Origin of the sequence: Leeuwenhoekiella polynyae, from assembly GCF_004104075.1 — a bacterium.
Classification (GTDB): domain Bacteria; phylum Bacteroidota; class Bacteroidia; order Flavobacteriales; family Flavobacteriaceae; genus Leeuwenhoekiella; species Leeuwenhoekiella polynyae.
In genome coordinates this window covers 1-14,981 of sequence record NZ_QOVK01000027.1, presented here as the reverse complement: position 1 = coordinate 14,981, position 14,981 = coordinate 1, and the positions used below count along the sequence as shown (strand labels likewise).

General features: G+C 35.2%; 14 protein-coding genes. 11 read left to right on the top strand and 3 right to left on the bottom strand.

All coding sequences use genetic code 11. From position 1 onward, the window contains the following. The first annotated feature begins 6 nt into the window (after positions 1-6). From DSM02_RS18460 to DSM02_RS18415, 10 genes are all read left to right on the top strand, one after another. Positions 7-1,248: a hypothetical protein gene (locus tag DSM02_RS18460; RefSeq protein ID WP_128766970.1), complete on the top strand. Its 1,242-nt coding sequence runs from the start codon at positions 7-9 to the stop codon at positions 1,246-1,248. A gap of 127 nt (positions 1,249-1,375) precedes the next feature. After that, a complete protein-coding gene (locus tag DSM02_RS18455) occupies positions 1,376-1,879 on the top strand; it encodes a hypothetical protein (protein WP_128766969.1) in 504 nt (167 codons plus the stop codon). Beyond that, positions 1,880-2,641, top strand: a complete 762-nt coding sequence (locus tag DSM02_RS18450; RefSeq protein ID WP_128766968.1) for a CsgE family curli-type amyloid fiber assembly protein — start codon at positions 1,880-1,882, stop codon at positions 2,639-2,641. A 3-nt stretch (positions 2,642-2,644) separates the two neighbouring features. Then, entirely contained in the window at positions 2,645-3,052 is a 408-nt protein-coding gene (locus tag DSM02_RS18445; RefSeq protein WP_128766967.1) for a curli production assembly/transport component CsgF, read from the top strand. A gap of 9 nt (positions 3,053-3,061) precedes the next feature. Continuing rightward, on the top strand, positions 3,062-4,480 hold the full coding sequence (locus tag DSM02_RS18440; protein ID WP_128766966.1) for a CsgG/HfaB family protein: 1,419 nt from the start codon (positions 3,062-3,064) through the stop codon (positions 4,478-4,480). Then, entirely contained in the window at positions 4,470-5,984 is a 1,515-nt protein-coding gene (locus DSM02_RS18435) for a carboxypeptidase regulatory-like domain-containing protein (RefSeq protein ID WP_128766965.1), read from the top strand. The genes DSM02_RS18440 and DSM02_RS18435 overlap by 11 nt, the downstream gene beginning before the upstream one ends. 83 nt (positions 5,985-6,067) lie before the next feature. Continuing rightward, on the top strand, positions 6,068-7,246 hold the full coding sequence (locus DSM02_RS18430) for an AIR synthase related protein (RefSeq protein ID WP_128766964.1): 1,179 nt from the start codon (positions 6,068-6,070) through the stop codon (positions 7,244-7,246). A 23-nt stretch (positions 7,247-7,269) separates the two neighbouring features. Further along, positions 7,270-8,268: a DUF3078 domain-containing protein gene (locus tag DSM02_RS18425; RefSeq protein WP_240674101.1), complete on the top strand. Its 999-nt coding sequence runs from the start codon at positions 7,270-7,272 to the stop codon at positions 8,266-8,268. An 86-nt stretch (positions 8,269-8,354) separates the two neighbouring features. Further along, a complete protein-coding gene (locus tag DSM02_RS18420; RefSeq protein ID WP_128766962.1) occupies positions 8,355-9,095 on the top strand; it encodes a hypothetical protein in 741 nt (246 codons plus the stop codon). An 83-nt stretch (positions 9,096-9,178) separates the two neighbouring features. Further along, positions 9,179-9,712 carry a hypothetical protein gene (locus DSM02_RS18415; RefSeq protein WP_128766961.1) on the top strand — a complete coding sequence of 178 codons (534 nt, stop codon included), beginning with the start codon at positions 9,179-9,181 and terminating at the stop codon, positions 9,710-9,712. 86 nt (positions 9,713-9,798) lie between these two features. Here the strand turns inward: DSM02_RS18415 and rhaM are convergent, their stop codons facing one another. The 3 genes from rhaM to DSM02_RS18400 are packed head-to-tail and all read right to left on the bottom strand — an operon-like array spanning position 9,799 to position 12,873. After that, entirely contained in the window at positions 9,799-10,116 is a 318-nt protein-coding gene (gene rhaM / locus DSM02_RS18410) for an L-rhamnose mutarotase (RefSeq protein WP_128766960.1), read from the bottom strand. Positions 10,117-10,120: 4 nt separating this feature from the next. After that, a complete protein-coding gene (locus DSM02_RS18405) occupies positions 10,121-11,428 on the bottom strand; it encodes a DUF4861 family protein (protein ID WP_128766959.1) in 1,308 nt (435 codons plus the stop codon). A gap of 59 nt (positions 11,429-11,487) precedes the next feature. After that, on the bottom strand, positions 11,488-12,873 hold the full coding sequence (locus tag DSM02_RS18400) for a sulfatase-like hydrolase/transferase (RefSeq protein ID WP_128766958.1): 1,386 nt from the start codon (positions 12,871-12,873) through the stop codon (positions 11,488-11,490). A gap of 748 nt (positions 12,874-13,621) precedes the next feature. On the opposite strand from DSM02_RS18400, the gene DSM02_RS18395 reads away from it, so the two are divergent. Further along, on the top strand, positions 13,622-14,839 hold the full coding sequence (locus tag DSM02_RS18395) for a glycoside hydrolase family 88/105 protein (protein ID WP_128766957.1): 1,218 nt from the start codon (positions 13,622-13,624) through the stop codon (positions 14,837-14,839). Positions 14,840-14,981 lie beyond the last annotated feature (142 nt).

Sequence of the window (14,981 nt, the reverse complement as noted above, 5' to 3'; positions counted from 1 at the left end):
TCAATCATGAAAAAAGTTATTTTATGCGCTAGCGCGCTAATGTTTGGGGCAGTTGCTTTTGCGCAACAGAACACCTCAACAGGAAGTCAAAGTGGAACCTCAAATAGTGGGGATGTTTATCAGGCAGGAACGATGAACAAAGCTAATTTGGTTCAAAACGGTACGACCAATAGTTCGGAGTCTTTTCAATATGGGGAAAGCAACCTGGTAAAGGTTGATCAGGTAGGAACTTCTAACCAGTCTGCTGCAATTCAGGAGGGAGGATCTGATAACAAGGCTTATGTAGATCAGGATGATTTAGGCAACATATCAAGTATCATTCAAGGTACGGGTATGGCTGCTGTAGGAAACTGGGCTAGAGTAACTCAATCTGGATCTACCGATGTTACAACCGGAAACTGGGCGAAGGTAAAACAAACCTATGATCAAAGTAAGGCTGATGTAACTCAGAGCGGAGATGATAATCAGGCAAAAGTAACACAAGTTGGTAAGCCTAATCAGCCAGGAGCACCTAATGCTCGTTTTCCTCGAAATGAAGCAGATGTTGATCAAATGGGTACCGGAAACAAAGCTCGTGTTAACCAAGAGTCTTATGCTGTTTCTGGGGATAAAAACATGGCCAAAATTAGTACTACTGGTACTGATAACTTAGCCGTGGTTGAGCAAATTGAAACTCAGGGCAACCTTGCAAAAATCACTCAGGATAATAATTATGCAGAGGCTTATGTAGATCAAGATTCAGATGACAATAAAGCTACTGTTAATCAAACAGGTAATGATGTTGATTTAACTGCAGGAAATGGTGACAAAGCGGTTGTACATCAAATGGGTTCTACAGGAAACAACGCTATTGTTAATCAGACAAGTATTGATCCTTATGGAGATCCCGGTAGCTATGCTAGAGTTTTACAAGATGGATCAGATAACTTAGCAAAAGTTAATCAGAGCACTAGAGGACAAGAGGCATTTGTACATCAATTCGGTACAGATAATACTGTTGATGTAACTCAATCTGGCTATAGCCAATATGCAGATTTATACCAAAATGGTTCTGATCATAAAATAGACCTTACTCAAGGTTGGTCTAAAGGTTCTGCAATTATTTCTCAGTATGGTAATGGTCATTCTGCTACTTATACTCAAGGTAACGGTGGAAATAACAGTATTACTACACTTCAAGAAGATTTTGTTGGTCAGGGATCTCTTGATTTAACACCAGAAGTACGCACTACTCCTGCTGGATACTAAAAAGGTGGTAATATTTTTTATCATAATGTAATTTAATTAGGATTGAAGGGGTGTGTTGAGCACACCCCTTTCTCTTCTATATAGGATTTATTTAACTAGTAATTCTTTAGATATGAATTCCTTAAAAATGCTTTTAATATTTTTTTTTACAGGTATATCCACGGGTTTAATTGCACAGACGTATGTTGCTAGTGAAAAAACAAACTCAACGGAAACTGAGCGTTCTCTTTTTAATTCTGGTTTTTATGATATGCAACGGTCGTCTTATGATAGAGCCAAAAACTTAAAAAGTAGCAATCAAGTATATCTTACTCAGGTAGGAGCGCTTAACACCATAACTATAAATACGCAGACAAACAGCTCAGATATTAAGGTTGCTCAAAACGGAACTAACAATAATCTGGATTTAAATTACGTCGCAGACCACGCTCTGGCAGATATTATTCAAAATGGAACAAATAATCAAATTGTTGACTATGTTAATCTTCCTGGAGAAACCATCGATTTAAACATCACTCAGAACGGATCAAATTTGAATTTCAATAAATACGGATCAAATAGTTTAACTGAATCGTTACAATTCAAACAAACCGGATTGTCAAAGATTCTAATAGTAAGAAGCTTTAAATAAGTGAGACTTTTTTTACTAAACATAATTCTCTTTTTACTCAATTACAATGCTATAAATGCGCAATTCATCAATCAGGAAATTGAAGCTGAAATACTAGTTGAGAACAGTGGTGAATTCTATGACTTTGTAGCAGTTGCTGAAAATAAATCTTTAGCAGATCAAAGTTTTAGATATGAATTTGCAACCTTTATTAGAGACGAAGAAGGCAAGGTTTATAAAGATTCATTAGTAGGACGATTTGGATTAGCAAGTCAGTCCAGAGAGCGTTTAGAGAATATTACGATTAGTAGGGCAGAAGAACGGCGAGTTATTGTTCTGCTTGTTATTTATAGTTTAGAAGGAAAACCACTGGGACAAGACCGCATAGTTTTAAATGATAAAAAGTCTAACACTAAAATTGTATTAGCAAAGCAAAATGAGTCAATTAATCAAGATATGGCGCCATCTCAAGATGGTTTTTTTTTAGAAGGTCTAGTTGTTGAGAATTCTATTACTAAGATGGGAAGAGATTTTTACAAGTTGTTTTATTCAAAATATTATCTATCAGGTTTGAAATCAAAAAAAGATATTGTAATTGATGAATTGCCTTTTAGAGCTAGAACAACACGAATATCGGTTAAGGTTGACAATCAGCTTGTTTGGCAGTTTTTTTCAAATCCATCTCAAGAATTTTTAAAGCAACAATCAGAAATTGCATTTAATCAAGTGGTTGCCAAACTTCAACAAATTCAGAGCACCAAAGATCAAATTACTAGATATTAAATCATGAAGCACATTAATTTCTTTGTCTTTTTCATAGCTATGATGGGAGCAACCCAAGCTCAGCAACTCACTTATAAGCCTATTAATCCGGCTTTTGGAGGAGATACGTTTAATTACCAATGGCTTTTAAGCGCTGCATCTGCTCAAAATGGTCACACGGCAAAAACAAATTCCAGAGAGGAACAAACAGAATTAGAAAGCTTTGGAGATAATTTAAATAGACAAATCTTAAGTCAACTATCCCGAACCTTATTAAATGCTCAAGTAGAAAGTATAGGCGATTTTAAAGAGGAAGGCACATTTACCTTTGGATCATTAAATGTAGAAGTTTTTGAGTCTACAGAGGGTTTAGTGATTAACATATTAGACACCTCTACCGGAGAGACTACCCAAGTCATAGTACCCAATTAATTACACATTATGAAAATAAATAAGTTGCTTACGCTGGTTTTGGGCGGAATGATTCTTAATTCTTGCGGAGCCTATTTTAATCAACCTATAATTCAGCACGAAGCAAGACAAGGTGAGTTTTCTAAAAGCACACAAGGATTACTAGATCTGCCAGAGGCACAAACTCCTGTCGAGGTCGCAGTTTATAACTTTAGGGATCAAACCGGTCAATATAAGGCCGTTGAGAATGGCAGTACGTTTAGTACAGCTGTTACGCAGGGAAGCACTGCGATCCTCCTAAAAGCTTTAGAAGATTCAAATTGGTTTATACCTATTGAGCGAGAGAACTTAAGTAACCTTACAACCGAAAGAAATATTATTCGAAATACGAAACAGGAGTATATAAAAAATCTAAACCCTAATGAACCTCCCTTACCACCGCTCAAATATGCAGGAATTATATTAGAAGGAGGTATCGTTTCATATGATACTAATATTGTTACCGGAGGATTAGGTGCTCGCTACTTTGGTATTGGGGGGTCTACTAAATATAGACAGGATAGAATTACTGTGTATCTAAGAATGGTTTCAACCAGTAATGGTGAAATTTTAAAAACAGTTTATGTCTCAAAAACAATCCTGTCTCAAGCTCTTGACGCAAGCTTTTTTAGGTTTGTTAAGTTTCAAAGGCTATTAGAAGCTGAAACCGGTATTACTCAAAATGAACCTGTTCAACTGGCCGTTAAAGATGCTGTAGAAAAAGCGGTAAGAGCTCTTATTATTGAAGGAATTGAGGATGGGTATTGGTCTGCAAAAGGAGGAAATCAAGTTAATCAGGAGCTAGTAGAATCTTATATTAAGGAGAAAAAAGAAGAACAGTCAGTTAGGCTTTATGATCGCATTTTTCAAGAAAATACGAAGCCTAATTATTTTTCTATTATGTCAGGGGTAAGTTTGATAGATGGAGATTATTCTCAAAAAAAACCGGGATTTTATTTTAGAGGAGATTATGGTCACAGCATAAATAACAATTTTGATGTTGAGGTTGCAGTCAGTTTATTTCAAGTAAATAACGATTTTCAGTATAAAAATGAATACCTGAGTTTAGACCTAAATGCAAGATTTAATTTACTGCCTAATGATAATTTAGGGCCTTATCTCTATGCAGGATCCGGATTTATTTTTGATCATAGAGCAGAAGATTCTGATCCTGAGGGTTTGTCTCAAAGTTTTATGAAAGTACAGTACGGCTTGGGTGTTAAATACAGTATAAATGAATCTTTTGATTTTAGAATGTTTGCTGAACAAAACATTGTGCTCAGTGATTTATTGGATGGTGTTGAAAATGGAAAGCGAGATGATTTTTACTATAATTTTGGATTGGGTATTCAATACCGATTTGGTAATAAGCAGAGTAATAAATTAAATAGTGTTACCGATGAAAATTAAGAGATATATAATTTCAATATTAATTATAGCTATTGGTTTTTATTCCTGTAGCGAAGATACCATTGATTTAATTGGGCAAGGTACATTAACCGGAAGAGTGGTTGATGATCAAAGCAAAACGCCGATTGCGAATGTACGGATTTCTACAAACCCCGCTTCTTCGACAGTTTTTACAGACGAGGAAGGCAGATTTACAATTGAGCCAATAGCTGAAGATGACTACGCTGTTCAAGCCGAATTAGATAGGTATGTGACCGCATTTGAAGCAGTTAGTGTTCGTGCAAATCAAATAGGTAATGTGGTTTTTGAAATGGTGGTTTCTAAAACCGCTAATAGTTCGCCTATAGCTCCAGAATTAATAGCACCTATAGATAATAGTATTGGTGTTGAATTAAATACCACATTCATTTGGTCATCAAGTGCAACTGATTCTGATGATATCACTTATGATTTAGAGTTACGCAATACCTTTTCAAATACTAAAGAGGTTTACAGTGTTATAAACGATACTATTTTAACTGTAGCGAATCTTAATCTAGGAACCACTTATTTCTGGCAAGTTTCTGCTAATGATGGAGGAAATGAAAAAGTTTTAAGTCAGGTAGGTCAGTTTAGAACCATAAATCTCGACAGAGCGCCTTTTCTATTTACGCGACTTGAGAATGGAAATAGTGTTATCTATGCAGGAGTGGAAAGTGAAGATAATGGATACACAGAATATCAATTGACTTCGTCTACTACCAATAGTTTTAGGCCACGGGCAAATGCTGAAACGAGTAAAATAGCATTCTTAAGAACGCAAGGCGGTATTGTGCATCTCTTTACAATGAATGCAGACGGTAGCAATGTTCAAAAACTTTCGGGCTCTATTCCTGTTAATGGTTTTAGGTTAAGCGAAATTGATTTTGCCTGGTCTCAGAATGGTAGTAAAATTTATTATCCAAATTTTGATAAACTTTACAGCATAGGTATAAACGGAAGTGGTGCCGCATTGATTTACCAAACTCCGGATGGTAGTTTGATTTCAGAAGTAGCAACATCAGAATTTGATCAGGATGTCATTGCGATAAAAACTAATAATATTAACGGGTATCAAACCAATATATATACGTTAAACCTTTCTACTCAGTTAGTATTGAATCGGGTTTTAACTAATTATGATGGGGCTGCTGGAGGGCTCGATTTAGATGCAAACGGCAATCGCATTTTGTACACAATAGATTTGTCAGGCTCACAAAATGAGCAATACAGAATCTTTGAAAGTAGAGTGTTTATCTATGATTTTAATTCAGGTATAAATCTTCAACTGGATGCCGATGTTGATATAGGTGAGAATGACCTTGACCCTAGATGGTCTCCCTCAGAGGGACAGGTGGTATTAACAAGACAAGCTAATAATCTTAATTCTACACCCTCAATTTATTCTATTGATTTAAATTCAAATAATAGTTCTAATGATGATAAGCTTCTTTTTTCTAACGCATCAATGCCAGACTGGGAATAGGTCTAAATTTTAAGTATATTAAAAAAACGTCCTGAAATTTCAGGACGTTTTTATTTCTTACTTTTGCAAAATAATAATATAGAATGAATCAAGAGATTTCAAAAAGGTACGCTCAACGCGGAGTTTCAGCAGGAAAAGAAGAAGTTCACAACGCAATAAAAAATGTAGATAAAGGATTGTTTCCGCAGGCCTTTTGTAAAATAGTTCCAGATTATTTGACGGGTAGTGATGAGCATTGCTTGATCATGCATGCTGATGGTGCCGGTACAAAATCTTCTTTGGCTTACATGTACTGGAAAGAGACCGGTGATATTTCAGTCTGGAAAGGTATCGCTCAAGATGCATTAATCATGAATATTGATGATTTGTTATGTGTAGGAGCAACAGATAATATTTTACTTTCTTCAACAATCGGTAGAAATAAAAACCTGATTACTGGCGAAGTGATTTCGGCCATAATTAATGGTACTGAAGAATTAATTGCTGACTTAGAAAAGCACGGTGTTTCTATAAAAAGTACAGGAGGTGAGACCGCAGATGTAGGAGATTTGGTGCGTACCATAATCGTTGATTCTACGGTGACTGCTAGAATGAAGAAGGAAGACGTAGTTAATAATGCCAATATAAAAGCGGGAGATCTTATTGTAGGTCTGGCTAGTTTTGGTCAGTCTACTTATGAGACTGAATATAATGGAGGGATGGGCAGTAACGGTTTGACTTCTGCCAGGCACGATGTATTTAATAAGTATTTAGCTGAAAAATTCCCGGAAAGTTTTGATAAAGCTGTCCCTGAAGACTTAGTTTACAGCGGTTCAAAAAAATTGACTGATGCTGTTGAAAAAAGTCCTCTTGATGCAGGTAAATTAGTTTTATCTCCTACACGTACTTACGCTCCGGTAATCAAGAAGATTTTAGCAGAAGTTGATAAATCTCAACTGCACGGTATGGTACATTGCAGTGGAGGTGCACAGACAAAAATTTTACATTTTGTAGATAAGCTACACATTATTAAAGATAACCTTTTTGATGTACCACCTTTGTTTAAATTGATACAGGAAGAAAGCGGTACAGATTGGAAAGAGATGTATCAGGTATTCAATATGGGGCATCGTATGGAGCTTTATGTAGATCCTGCTATTGCTGATGAAATTATCGCTATTTCAAAGTCTTTTAATATCGATGCACAAATTATAGGAAGAGTTGAAGATTCAGAAAATAAAGAATTAACAATTAAATCTCAGTTTGGTACGTTTAACTATTAATGACTAACCTAAAAAACCATAGTTTGAAAAAAATATTCTTCTTCAGCCTATTTAGTTTACTGCTTTTATTTGGAGTGCAAGTTCGAGCACAACATGTTGCTTTTCCGCTGCCTATTAAAAAGAATTTGGTAAAGCGTTTAACAGAACAGCTAGCTCCTAAACCCAAGACTAATTGGAAAGAAGTTAATCGAGTAGGTCTTGATCTAAGCGAAGTAGCATTTGTAAACTGGAATGCCGGAGGAAGTAATTCTATATCAGGTTTGGCAGAGTTGGTTCTTGAAAGAAATTATTCTGATAATCAAAGAAAGTGGCGTAATAAACTTACAACACGTTATGGTGTAAATAGTCAAGAAGGACAAGAGTTACGCAAAACAGATGATATGCTAGAGGTAACTTCAGACTTTGGATATCGTCGTGATACGATTTCAAACTGGTATTATTCAGCCAAGTTTAGATTTGCATCACAGTTTACTAATGGGTATAAATATCCAGATACAAGTACTCCTATTTCTCAATTTATGGCTCCCGGTTATGTATTCTTAGGTGTAGGAGGAGAATACGGTCAAAAGCTAGATAATTTATCAATTTATGCCTCACCTTTAACTTACAAATCAACTTTTGTACTCGATCAAGAACTGGCAAATAATGGTGCTTTTGGTGTAGACCCGGCTATTTACGATGATGATGGTAATATTATTCGTCAGGGATCAAATGTAAATAGCGAATTGGGGATACTTTTGCAGAGTTCATTGAATGCGAAGGTTATGGAAAATATTAACCTGACTAATTTGGTAAATCTTTACACAGATTATCTAAATAGTTTTGGCAATATTGATATTGATTGGGAGATGAACTTAAATTTTAAAGTAAACAGTTTTGTTCTTGCCAAAGTAGGATCTCATCTTAAGTATGATAATGATGTTAAAATTACGGAGACAAATGTAAATGGAGAAGAGGTGACAATGGGAGCAAGAACACAGTGGAAACAGCAGCTGGGTATAGGTGTTGTTGTTGATTTTTAAAAAAAAACGCAACAACAAAAAACTGAGTTTGCAATTTTTGCGTAAATAAATAATAATTCCTAAACATATAAGGTGAGTATAAAATTATGAGCTCTAAATTTTTCAATAATGATAAATTAATTTTTATCACATTAATTGTATTGGCTGCAATAGTCAACCTGTCTATTGTTGCTTTTATGGATTTAGAGTCTAGCAGATTTGCACGTTTTATTACCATCTTACTTTTTCTAGTTTATTTTTTAGTAAAAAAGAAAGTTATTAATTTCTGGACGCTTTCAGTTTTGCTATTTTTTACTGTCCGCGATGTATTTTTTCAATTTTATGAGGAGCCTTGGGGATACAAGCTTTATCTTATTATAGGAATATTGTGTTATACTACAATAGTTCTTGAGCGTATGCCTAAGATTTCAGAAATAAATATCAAACCCTCTGTTATCGTTGTAACTTTATTATTGGTTGCAGCAAATACATACACGCTTTATATTATAATGAATATGAGTATGGTGATGCATACTTTTCATGATAATTTAGAGCCTCTTTTGCTTTACGGATATGGTGCGGCAATGATGGTTTTAGGTGTTCAGGCTATTGCTTATAATAACAAATACAATAGCAACCGCTCGTTACTCTACACCTTCTTTGCATTCGGTTTTATATTCTCCGATATTGCAGCCTTGTTTGCGTATTATTTCAATTTTGAATTGTTCTATTTTTTCGACCGATTTTTCTTCTTAGTGTCTTTAGCGATGCTTGTTAACTACGGACTCAATTTTGAAAGTGTTAAGGAAGAGTATTATCAATATGAGATGATTGATAAGAAATTATAGTTTTTTCTACAATTTTTATTTTGATTTAATTTTACTAAAATAAGGTAGCTTTCTATCTTGTAGTAAATTTAAACTGAAAATTAATGGGAACACTTTTGGGCATCGGCTCGCGTATAAAACACGATGAATTAGGAGCTGGCGTAATAACTAATGTTACTTCAAAACATTATTGGATAACCTTTATAGAAACCGGCTTAGAAACTTTAGATTTGGATACAGATTTTGAAGTAATTGAGGCAGTAGAGGATGAGGTTGATACAATCAGCTTTTATGAGGTTGAAAAAACACTCAGAGGGCTTCTAAAGCACTATTCTGATATATCTGAAGTAGTTCCAATCGCAGATAAATGGAAGGGTGGAAGCATCACCTTAAACCCGGCAGACCCCAACCTTTCTAATAAAGAAATTCCTATAGATACCTTTTTCCATAAAATTGTAATGGTGCGTGATCGCATTCGCGTTATGGAGCAAAAGATCAACGCTAGCAAAAATCTGGATGATCAGGAGAAAATAGACTTGCAACAATATATTACCCGTATCTACGGTAGCCTGACAACATTTAATGTGTTGTTTAAAAACAGTTCTCAAAACTTTAAGGGAGAGGGTAAAAAGAAATAAAAAAAATAAGGCTGGTCGATAGATCAGCCTTGTTTTTTATTGGCAGCGTCAATAGGTTTAATACCCCTAGGTAGTTTATTTAAGAACTACTTCTGAAGTTTAAAAACTTCTTTTAAAGGTGTTTCAATAGGAGAATAGTCTGGGTTGGTTTCCATAATGTCGGCCATAAAAGCCCACCATTTTTTTACTATTGGATTCTGCGGTATTGTCTCGGTAGTATGATCTTCTTTTAAGGTTTGAAAAGCAAATAAAGTTCCTGTTTTTTCATCTAAAAAAATATGATACTGTTCTATTCTAGACTCATTTAAAAGCGACTGAAGTTCTGGCCAGATCTCGTCGTGACGTTTCTTATATTCTTCTTCAAAACCCGGTTTGAGTTTCATTGTAAAGGCCTGTGTTTGCATAATTTTATTCTGAAATCTTTTGATTTTCGGTATTTATACTGATATCTAATTCTGTATAAAGAGTATTAGCGAGATCAATAACATATTGTTTAAAAAAAGCAGCATCTTTAAAACGTTTTTCTTGACTTAACTCCCATCCTGAAACTCCATAATAGGTTATACTTTCGTCATTTTTGACGTTTACTTTAGCGAGATAAGACTGCGTAAATTGACCAGTCTTTGGAGCTTCACTATAACTAATGTACTTGTCTGAAGGTAAAATTAGCGCAGTACCCATAACCCAAGTCCTATCATAGGTTAAGGAGTCATGCTGAATCAATGCTGTCCACTTTTCGGTCTTTAATTCTTCAACACCATTTAGATTATTAATATTAGATAGGCCTATAGCCAATGTGTCTTTTTGGGTTAAACCGCTAACTGCAACTTTGTTTTGAAAAGCATACATTCCCGGCCAAATTGTAGTGGTTTCTTTTGCCTGATAGGTATTTTCTTCAGTATTCCAATTTGTATAGATGTATTCCATCGAAGATCTTACTGGACCTTTTTCCAGAATTTTAAAAGTTGTCTTTTCAATATTGCTTAAACTATCTGTGACTAAAATTCCCAGACGCTGAATTTTTCCGTCAGCTAAAATTCCAAAACCAGCTAAACCTACAGAATTTCCAACAGGGAAGACATCGCGACCCCAAGCCTCCATAGTGTGATAATTGTCTACTACCGCATTAACCGAATCAAGACCCACATCATCTGGAGATATTGCAGCTGTTTTCTTACCATAAACATCTATTGCATTTCTACCATCGAGATAGTGCCTAAAACCAACCTTATCGTTCTCCCATGTGGGTCCATCGGTTTGATATTTCTGAAATCCGAGAGCTTTAGGCATATCTGTCGCGCTAAGTGTTTCTGAAGTTGCTGGCTTTACCGGTTCGTCTTTAGTTTCTCTTTTTCCAAAACGGATGTTAGTTTTTACTGCATATTGAGGCGCTTTATCAATCCACTTAAACTTAACCTGCTTAGAAGCTTTTGCAGGAATATCTATTATAAAGAATAATTGATTCTTTTTGCCGTCATTGTTGGTGTAGCTTAATTGTGAAGCTATGGTATCTCCATCAATTAACACTAACGGATATTTAGCTGTATTATCTTTTTCAGGAAGTTTATTAAGCTCAATGCCAACAGCTTTTTGTATGAGATCAAAATCACTAGAATTTGATAGCGTGATAAAAGTGATGCGTTCTTCTTTAGAGGTATTACAACTCACTAAAGCAAGCGCAAGCAGTATTACAAGAGGATGAATTAGTTTTTTCATTGAAAAGGTTTAAAATTCTTTCAAAAGGAATATAAAGTTATTAAATGTAATGCTAACATTTAATCTTTTAGACCTACATTAACTTTATCTATGTCTTTTGCAAATTCTTTTTTTAGAAGGACTAAAAGTTTGGCGATTTCTTCTTGATTTTTCTCAGTCAAATTTTTCTCTTCGGAAGGATCTTCTTCAATGTTATAGAGCTCGAATTCTGTTTTACTATTGAGGTGTCTGGTACGAATCAGTTTAAAGGGCTTTACAATAACCGATTCTTGCAAATGTCCCCTAATGTAAATAGGGGAGTTGCGATTTTTATTTTCTGAAGAAAGTAAATCGGAAACATTTTGACCTTCTACAGAATTCGGAATATTTTCAGTATTTGCCCATTTCAAGAAAGTAGGCATAAAATCTATAACACTCAAGTAGTTTTTTGAAGTTCCTGCTTCTAAATATTGAGGCCAAGATATAATTGCCGGAACCCGTATAGCGCCTTCATAATTAGAAGTCTTAAAATCTCTTAGAGGTAGATTACTTCCTAAATTATAGTTGGGTCCATATTTACCATCATATTGTGTTGTAGGTACCCATTTTTCCTGCGCGCCATTATCACTAAAGAAAAGAACAACGGTGTTTTTGTCTAACTTTTGATTTTTTAAAGTTTTAAAGATTTCACCAATACCGTAATCCATATGGGCCATTGCAGCTGCATAAGCTTGCCTAGAGCTGTCTTTTATTGGGCTGTACTGCTCCAGCCAAAAATCAGGTTCTTGTAACGGAATATGAGGTGCACTATAAGCAATTTGTAAATAAAAAGAATCCGTTGAATCCTGCTCCTTGATATATTCTATAGCTCCATTTGTGAGTAAATCGGTTACGTGACCTTCTTCGGAAATGAATTTTCCATTTTTGTACCACGTGCTGTCGCCATTTTTATAGGTGTGCGCATATTGATCAAGCTGACCGTGCAAAAATCCGTACGAATAATTAAAACCATAAACCTCGGGTCCGTTCTCAGGCTGCAAACCCAGGTGCCATTTACCCATCAACGCGGTTTTGTAATTTAGGTCATTAAGTGCTTGAGGGAATGTTTTAATGCTATCAGGTAATTTAAGTTTGCTTTTTCCACTAATAGGAGCGACAATGCCCATGCGACTCGCCGGTCTTCCTGTCAAAAAACTTGCTCGTGCAGGAGAGCAGGTGGGGTAAGTGTAAAACCGATCTAGAATCAAACCTTGTTTGGCTAAGCTATCTAATACGGGAGTTTTAATCTCTGATCCATGAAAACTGAAATCATTCCAACCGGCATCATCAGCAATGATGACTAGAAAATTGGGTTTTGTTACTTCTGAATCTACTTCTTTTTGTTGCTCTTTTTTGCAAGCTGACATCAGAAGGAGCACTACAATTACAGAAAGAAAATAGTTAAAGGAATAAGAGGTTTTAATCATTTTCTTAGTTTGATAAAGGTTTATATTCCAGAAGAAATACCGTGGTTCCTATCAAAGTTAAACGTACAGCCTGTATAAAGTGTCCTGTTCTAACCTGATTAAACGAACCCTTATTAATGAAGCTCTGATCCTCGTTTTAATCTAGAGCCGATTTGTACTGACCGATTTGATAGTTAAAAAGCTATTCTATGTAAGGTTATAACACGCTTTATCTACGCTTTTGATACGGAGTAACTACGCTTGAGCTATAGCGTTGATTGGACGTTTGACCCGTCCTAAAACTTAGAAGATCATTTCTTATTAAAGTTAATAGGACAACCTGAACAAATATCCGGTTCTAACCTGCCTAGATTTGACTTATAAGCAGAAAGTATAGATTTAAAACAACAATGCTACGGCAAACAACCGTAGCACTATCGTCTCAAAATTAGAATTGAATCTAAACACACAAATATTCATTTATAAATTAATTTTCATCTTCACTTACAGAAGGTTAATACCAGTTGTAAAATTTATTGAGTTGGTCAATAGTTTTTAATTAAGATTTAAAGTTATAAGATGAATTGTATACTAGCGTCCTGTACTTGCCTGTGTTACTGTTTCTCTTTTCTGTTAAAAATTTCTAATTAGATATTTCTTTTAGATTTTATTTTGATTATATGAAACGGAACACTAAGTTTGTGTAATCGATTGTATTTTTATTTTCAATTATAAAAATCGTTTTCGTTAAAACCAATTCTAGTTCACAATGAGTAATTCGCGTTTTTTTAAAATATTCTTTTTGGCTCTCCTGATAGCATTTTCAGCTTGTAAAAAGGAGAAAAAAACTACTGAGGTAAAAGAAACTACAACTATTGATCTAGCTTCAGAAAAATGGTCTGTGCAAATGGCACAATCTATAATGATGCATAACCCAGAAGCTTATCAAATTGATGGGCGAGATGTGGCTAAGTGGGATTATGTTCACGGTTTGGTGCTTAAAAGTTTTTTAGACTTATATGAGAAAACCAATGATTCTACTTATTTTGATTATGCAGAACACTATACAAACGAATTGGTGCGTGAAGACGGTTCTATCTCAACCTATAATTTAGAAGATTACAATATAGATATGATTAACGCCGGTAAAATTTTATTTCCGGTTTATGAGAAAACCAAGAAGGAGAAATATAAGAAGGCCATGCAGCTGTTAGATAAGCAACTTCAGGAGCATCCACGGACTTCTGAAGGTGGTTTTTGGCATAAAAAAAGGTATCCATATCAGATGTGGTTAGATGGTTTATATATGGGCGCTCCGTTTTATGCGGAGTATGCTGTGACTTTTGGTGATTCCACTAATTTAAATGACGTTGCAAAGCAGTTTGAGCTTATTCAAAGACACGCTATTGATCCCGAAACCAATTTACTTTATCACGGTTGGGATGAGAGTAAAGAACAAAAATGGGCTGATTCAGAAACCGGTGTTTCGCCCAATTTTTGGTCGCGATCTTTAGGCTGGTATGCAATGGCGCTGGTAGATGTATTGGATTATTTTCCTAAAGATCATCCTAAACGAGCAGCGCTTATTCAGTATTTAAATGACCTTGCAGGTGCTTTAACTCCATATCAAGATAAGACAGGTTTATGGTATCAAGTTCCTACATTAGGTGATGAAGACGGTAACTATTTAGAAGCATCCGGGAGTTCTATGTTTGCATATGCCTTTGCAAAAGGAGCGAATAAAGGTTATCTTGACAGCGCTTATAAAGATTTGGCAAATAAGGCTTTTGATGGGCTTACAGAAGAACTCATTAAGCGTGATGAGGACGGCACAATTACTTTAACTCAGGTATGCGCGGTTGCCGGTTTAGGAGGTGATCCTTATCGTGATGGTTCTTGTGAATATTACATCAACGAACGTAAACAAGACAATGATCCTAAAGGTACGGGGCCATTCATAATGGCTGCATTACAATTAGATCGCTAACCACAACAAAAAAATAAAAATGAATTCCAGAATTGTTTTAGGAGCATTGGCTCTAACTGCACTAGTAGCTTGTAAAGAGAAAGAAAATAAAAATGTAGTTGAAGAAATTATTGAAATAGAAGAAGTACAACCCGCTACTTAC

Coding starts and splice junctions, on each gene's coding strand:
- DSM02_RS18420 (WP_128766962.1), top strand. CDS start 8,355: ATGAGCTCTAAATTTTTCAATAATGATAAATTAATTTTTATCACATTA.
- DSM02_RS18460 (WP_128766970.1), top strand. CDS start 7: ATGAAAAAAGTTATTTTATGCGCTAGCGCGCTAATGTTTGGGGCAGTT.
- DSM02_RS18445 (WP_128766967.1), top strand. CDS start 2,645: ATGAAGCACATTAATTTCTTTGTCTTTTTCATAGCTATGATGGGAGCA.
- DSM02_RS18440 (WP_128766966.1), top strand. CDS start 3,062: ATGAAAATAAATAAGTTGCTTACGCTGGTTTTGGGCGGAATGATTCTT.
- DSM02_RS18395 (WP_128766957.1), top strand. CDS start 13,622: ATGAGTAATTCGCGTTTTTTTAAAATATTCTTTTTGGCTCTCCTGATA.
- DSM02_RS18455 (WP_128766969.1), top strand. CDS start 1,376: ATGCTTTTAATATTTTTTTTTACAGGTATATCCACGGGTTTAATTGCA.
- rhaM (WP_128766960.1), bottom strand. CDS start 10,116: ATGCAAACACAGGCCTTTACAATGAAACTCAAACCGGGTTTTGAAGAA.
- DSM02_RS18405 (WP_128766959.1), bottom strand. CDS start 11,428: ATGAAAAAACTAATTCATCCTCTTGTAATACTGCTTGCGCTTGCTTTA.
- DSM02_RS18400 (WP_128766958.1), bottom strand. CDS start 12,873: ATGATTAAAACCTCTTATTCCTTTAACTATTTTCTTTCTGTAATTGTA.
- DSM02_RS18430 (WP_128766964.1), top strand. CDS start 6,068: ATGAATCAAGAGATTTCAAAAAGGTACGCTCAACGCGGAGTTTCAGCA.
- DSM02_RS18435 (WP_128766965.1), top strand. CDS start 4,470: ATGAAAATTAAGAGATATATAATTTCAATATTAATTATAGCTATTGGT.
- DSM02_RS18415 (WP_128766961.1), top strand. CDS start 9,179: ATGGGAACACTTTTGGGCATCGGCTCGCGTATAAAACACGATGAATTA.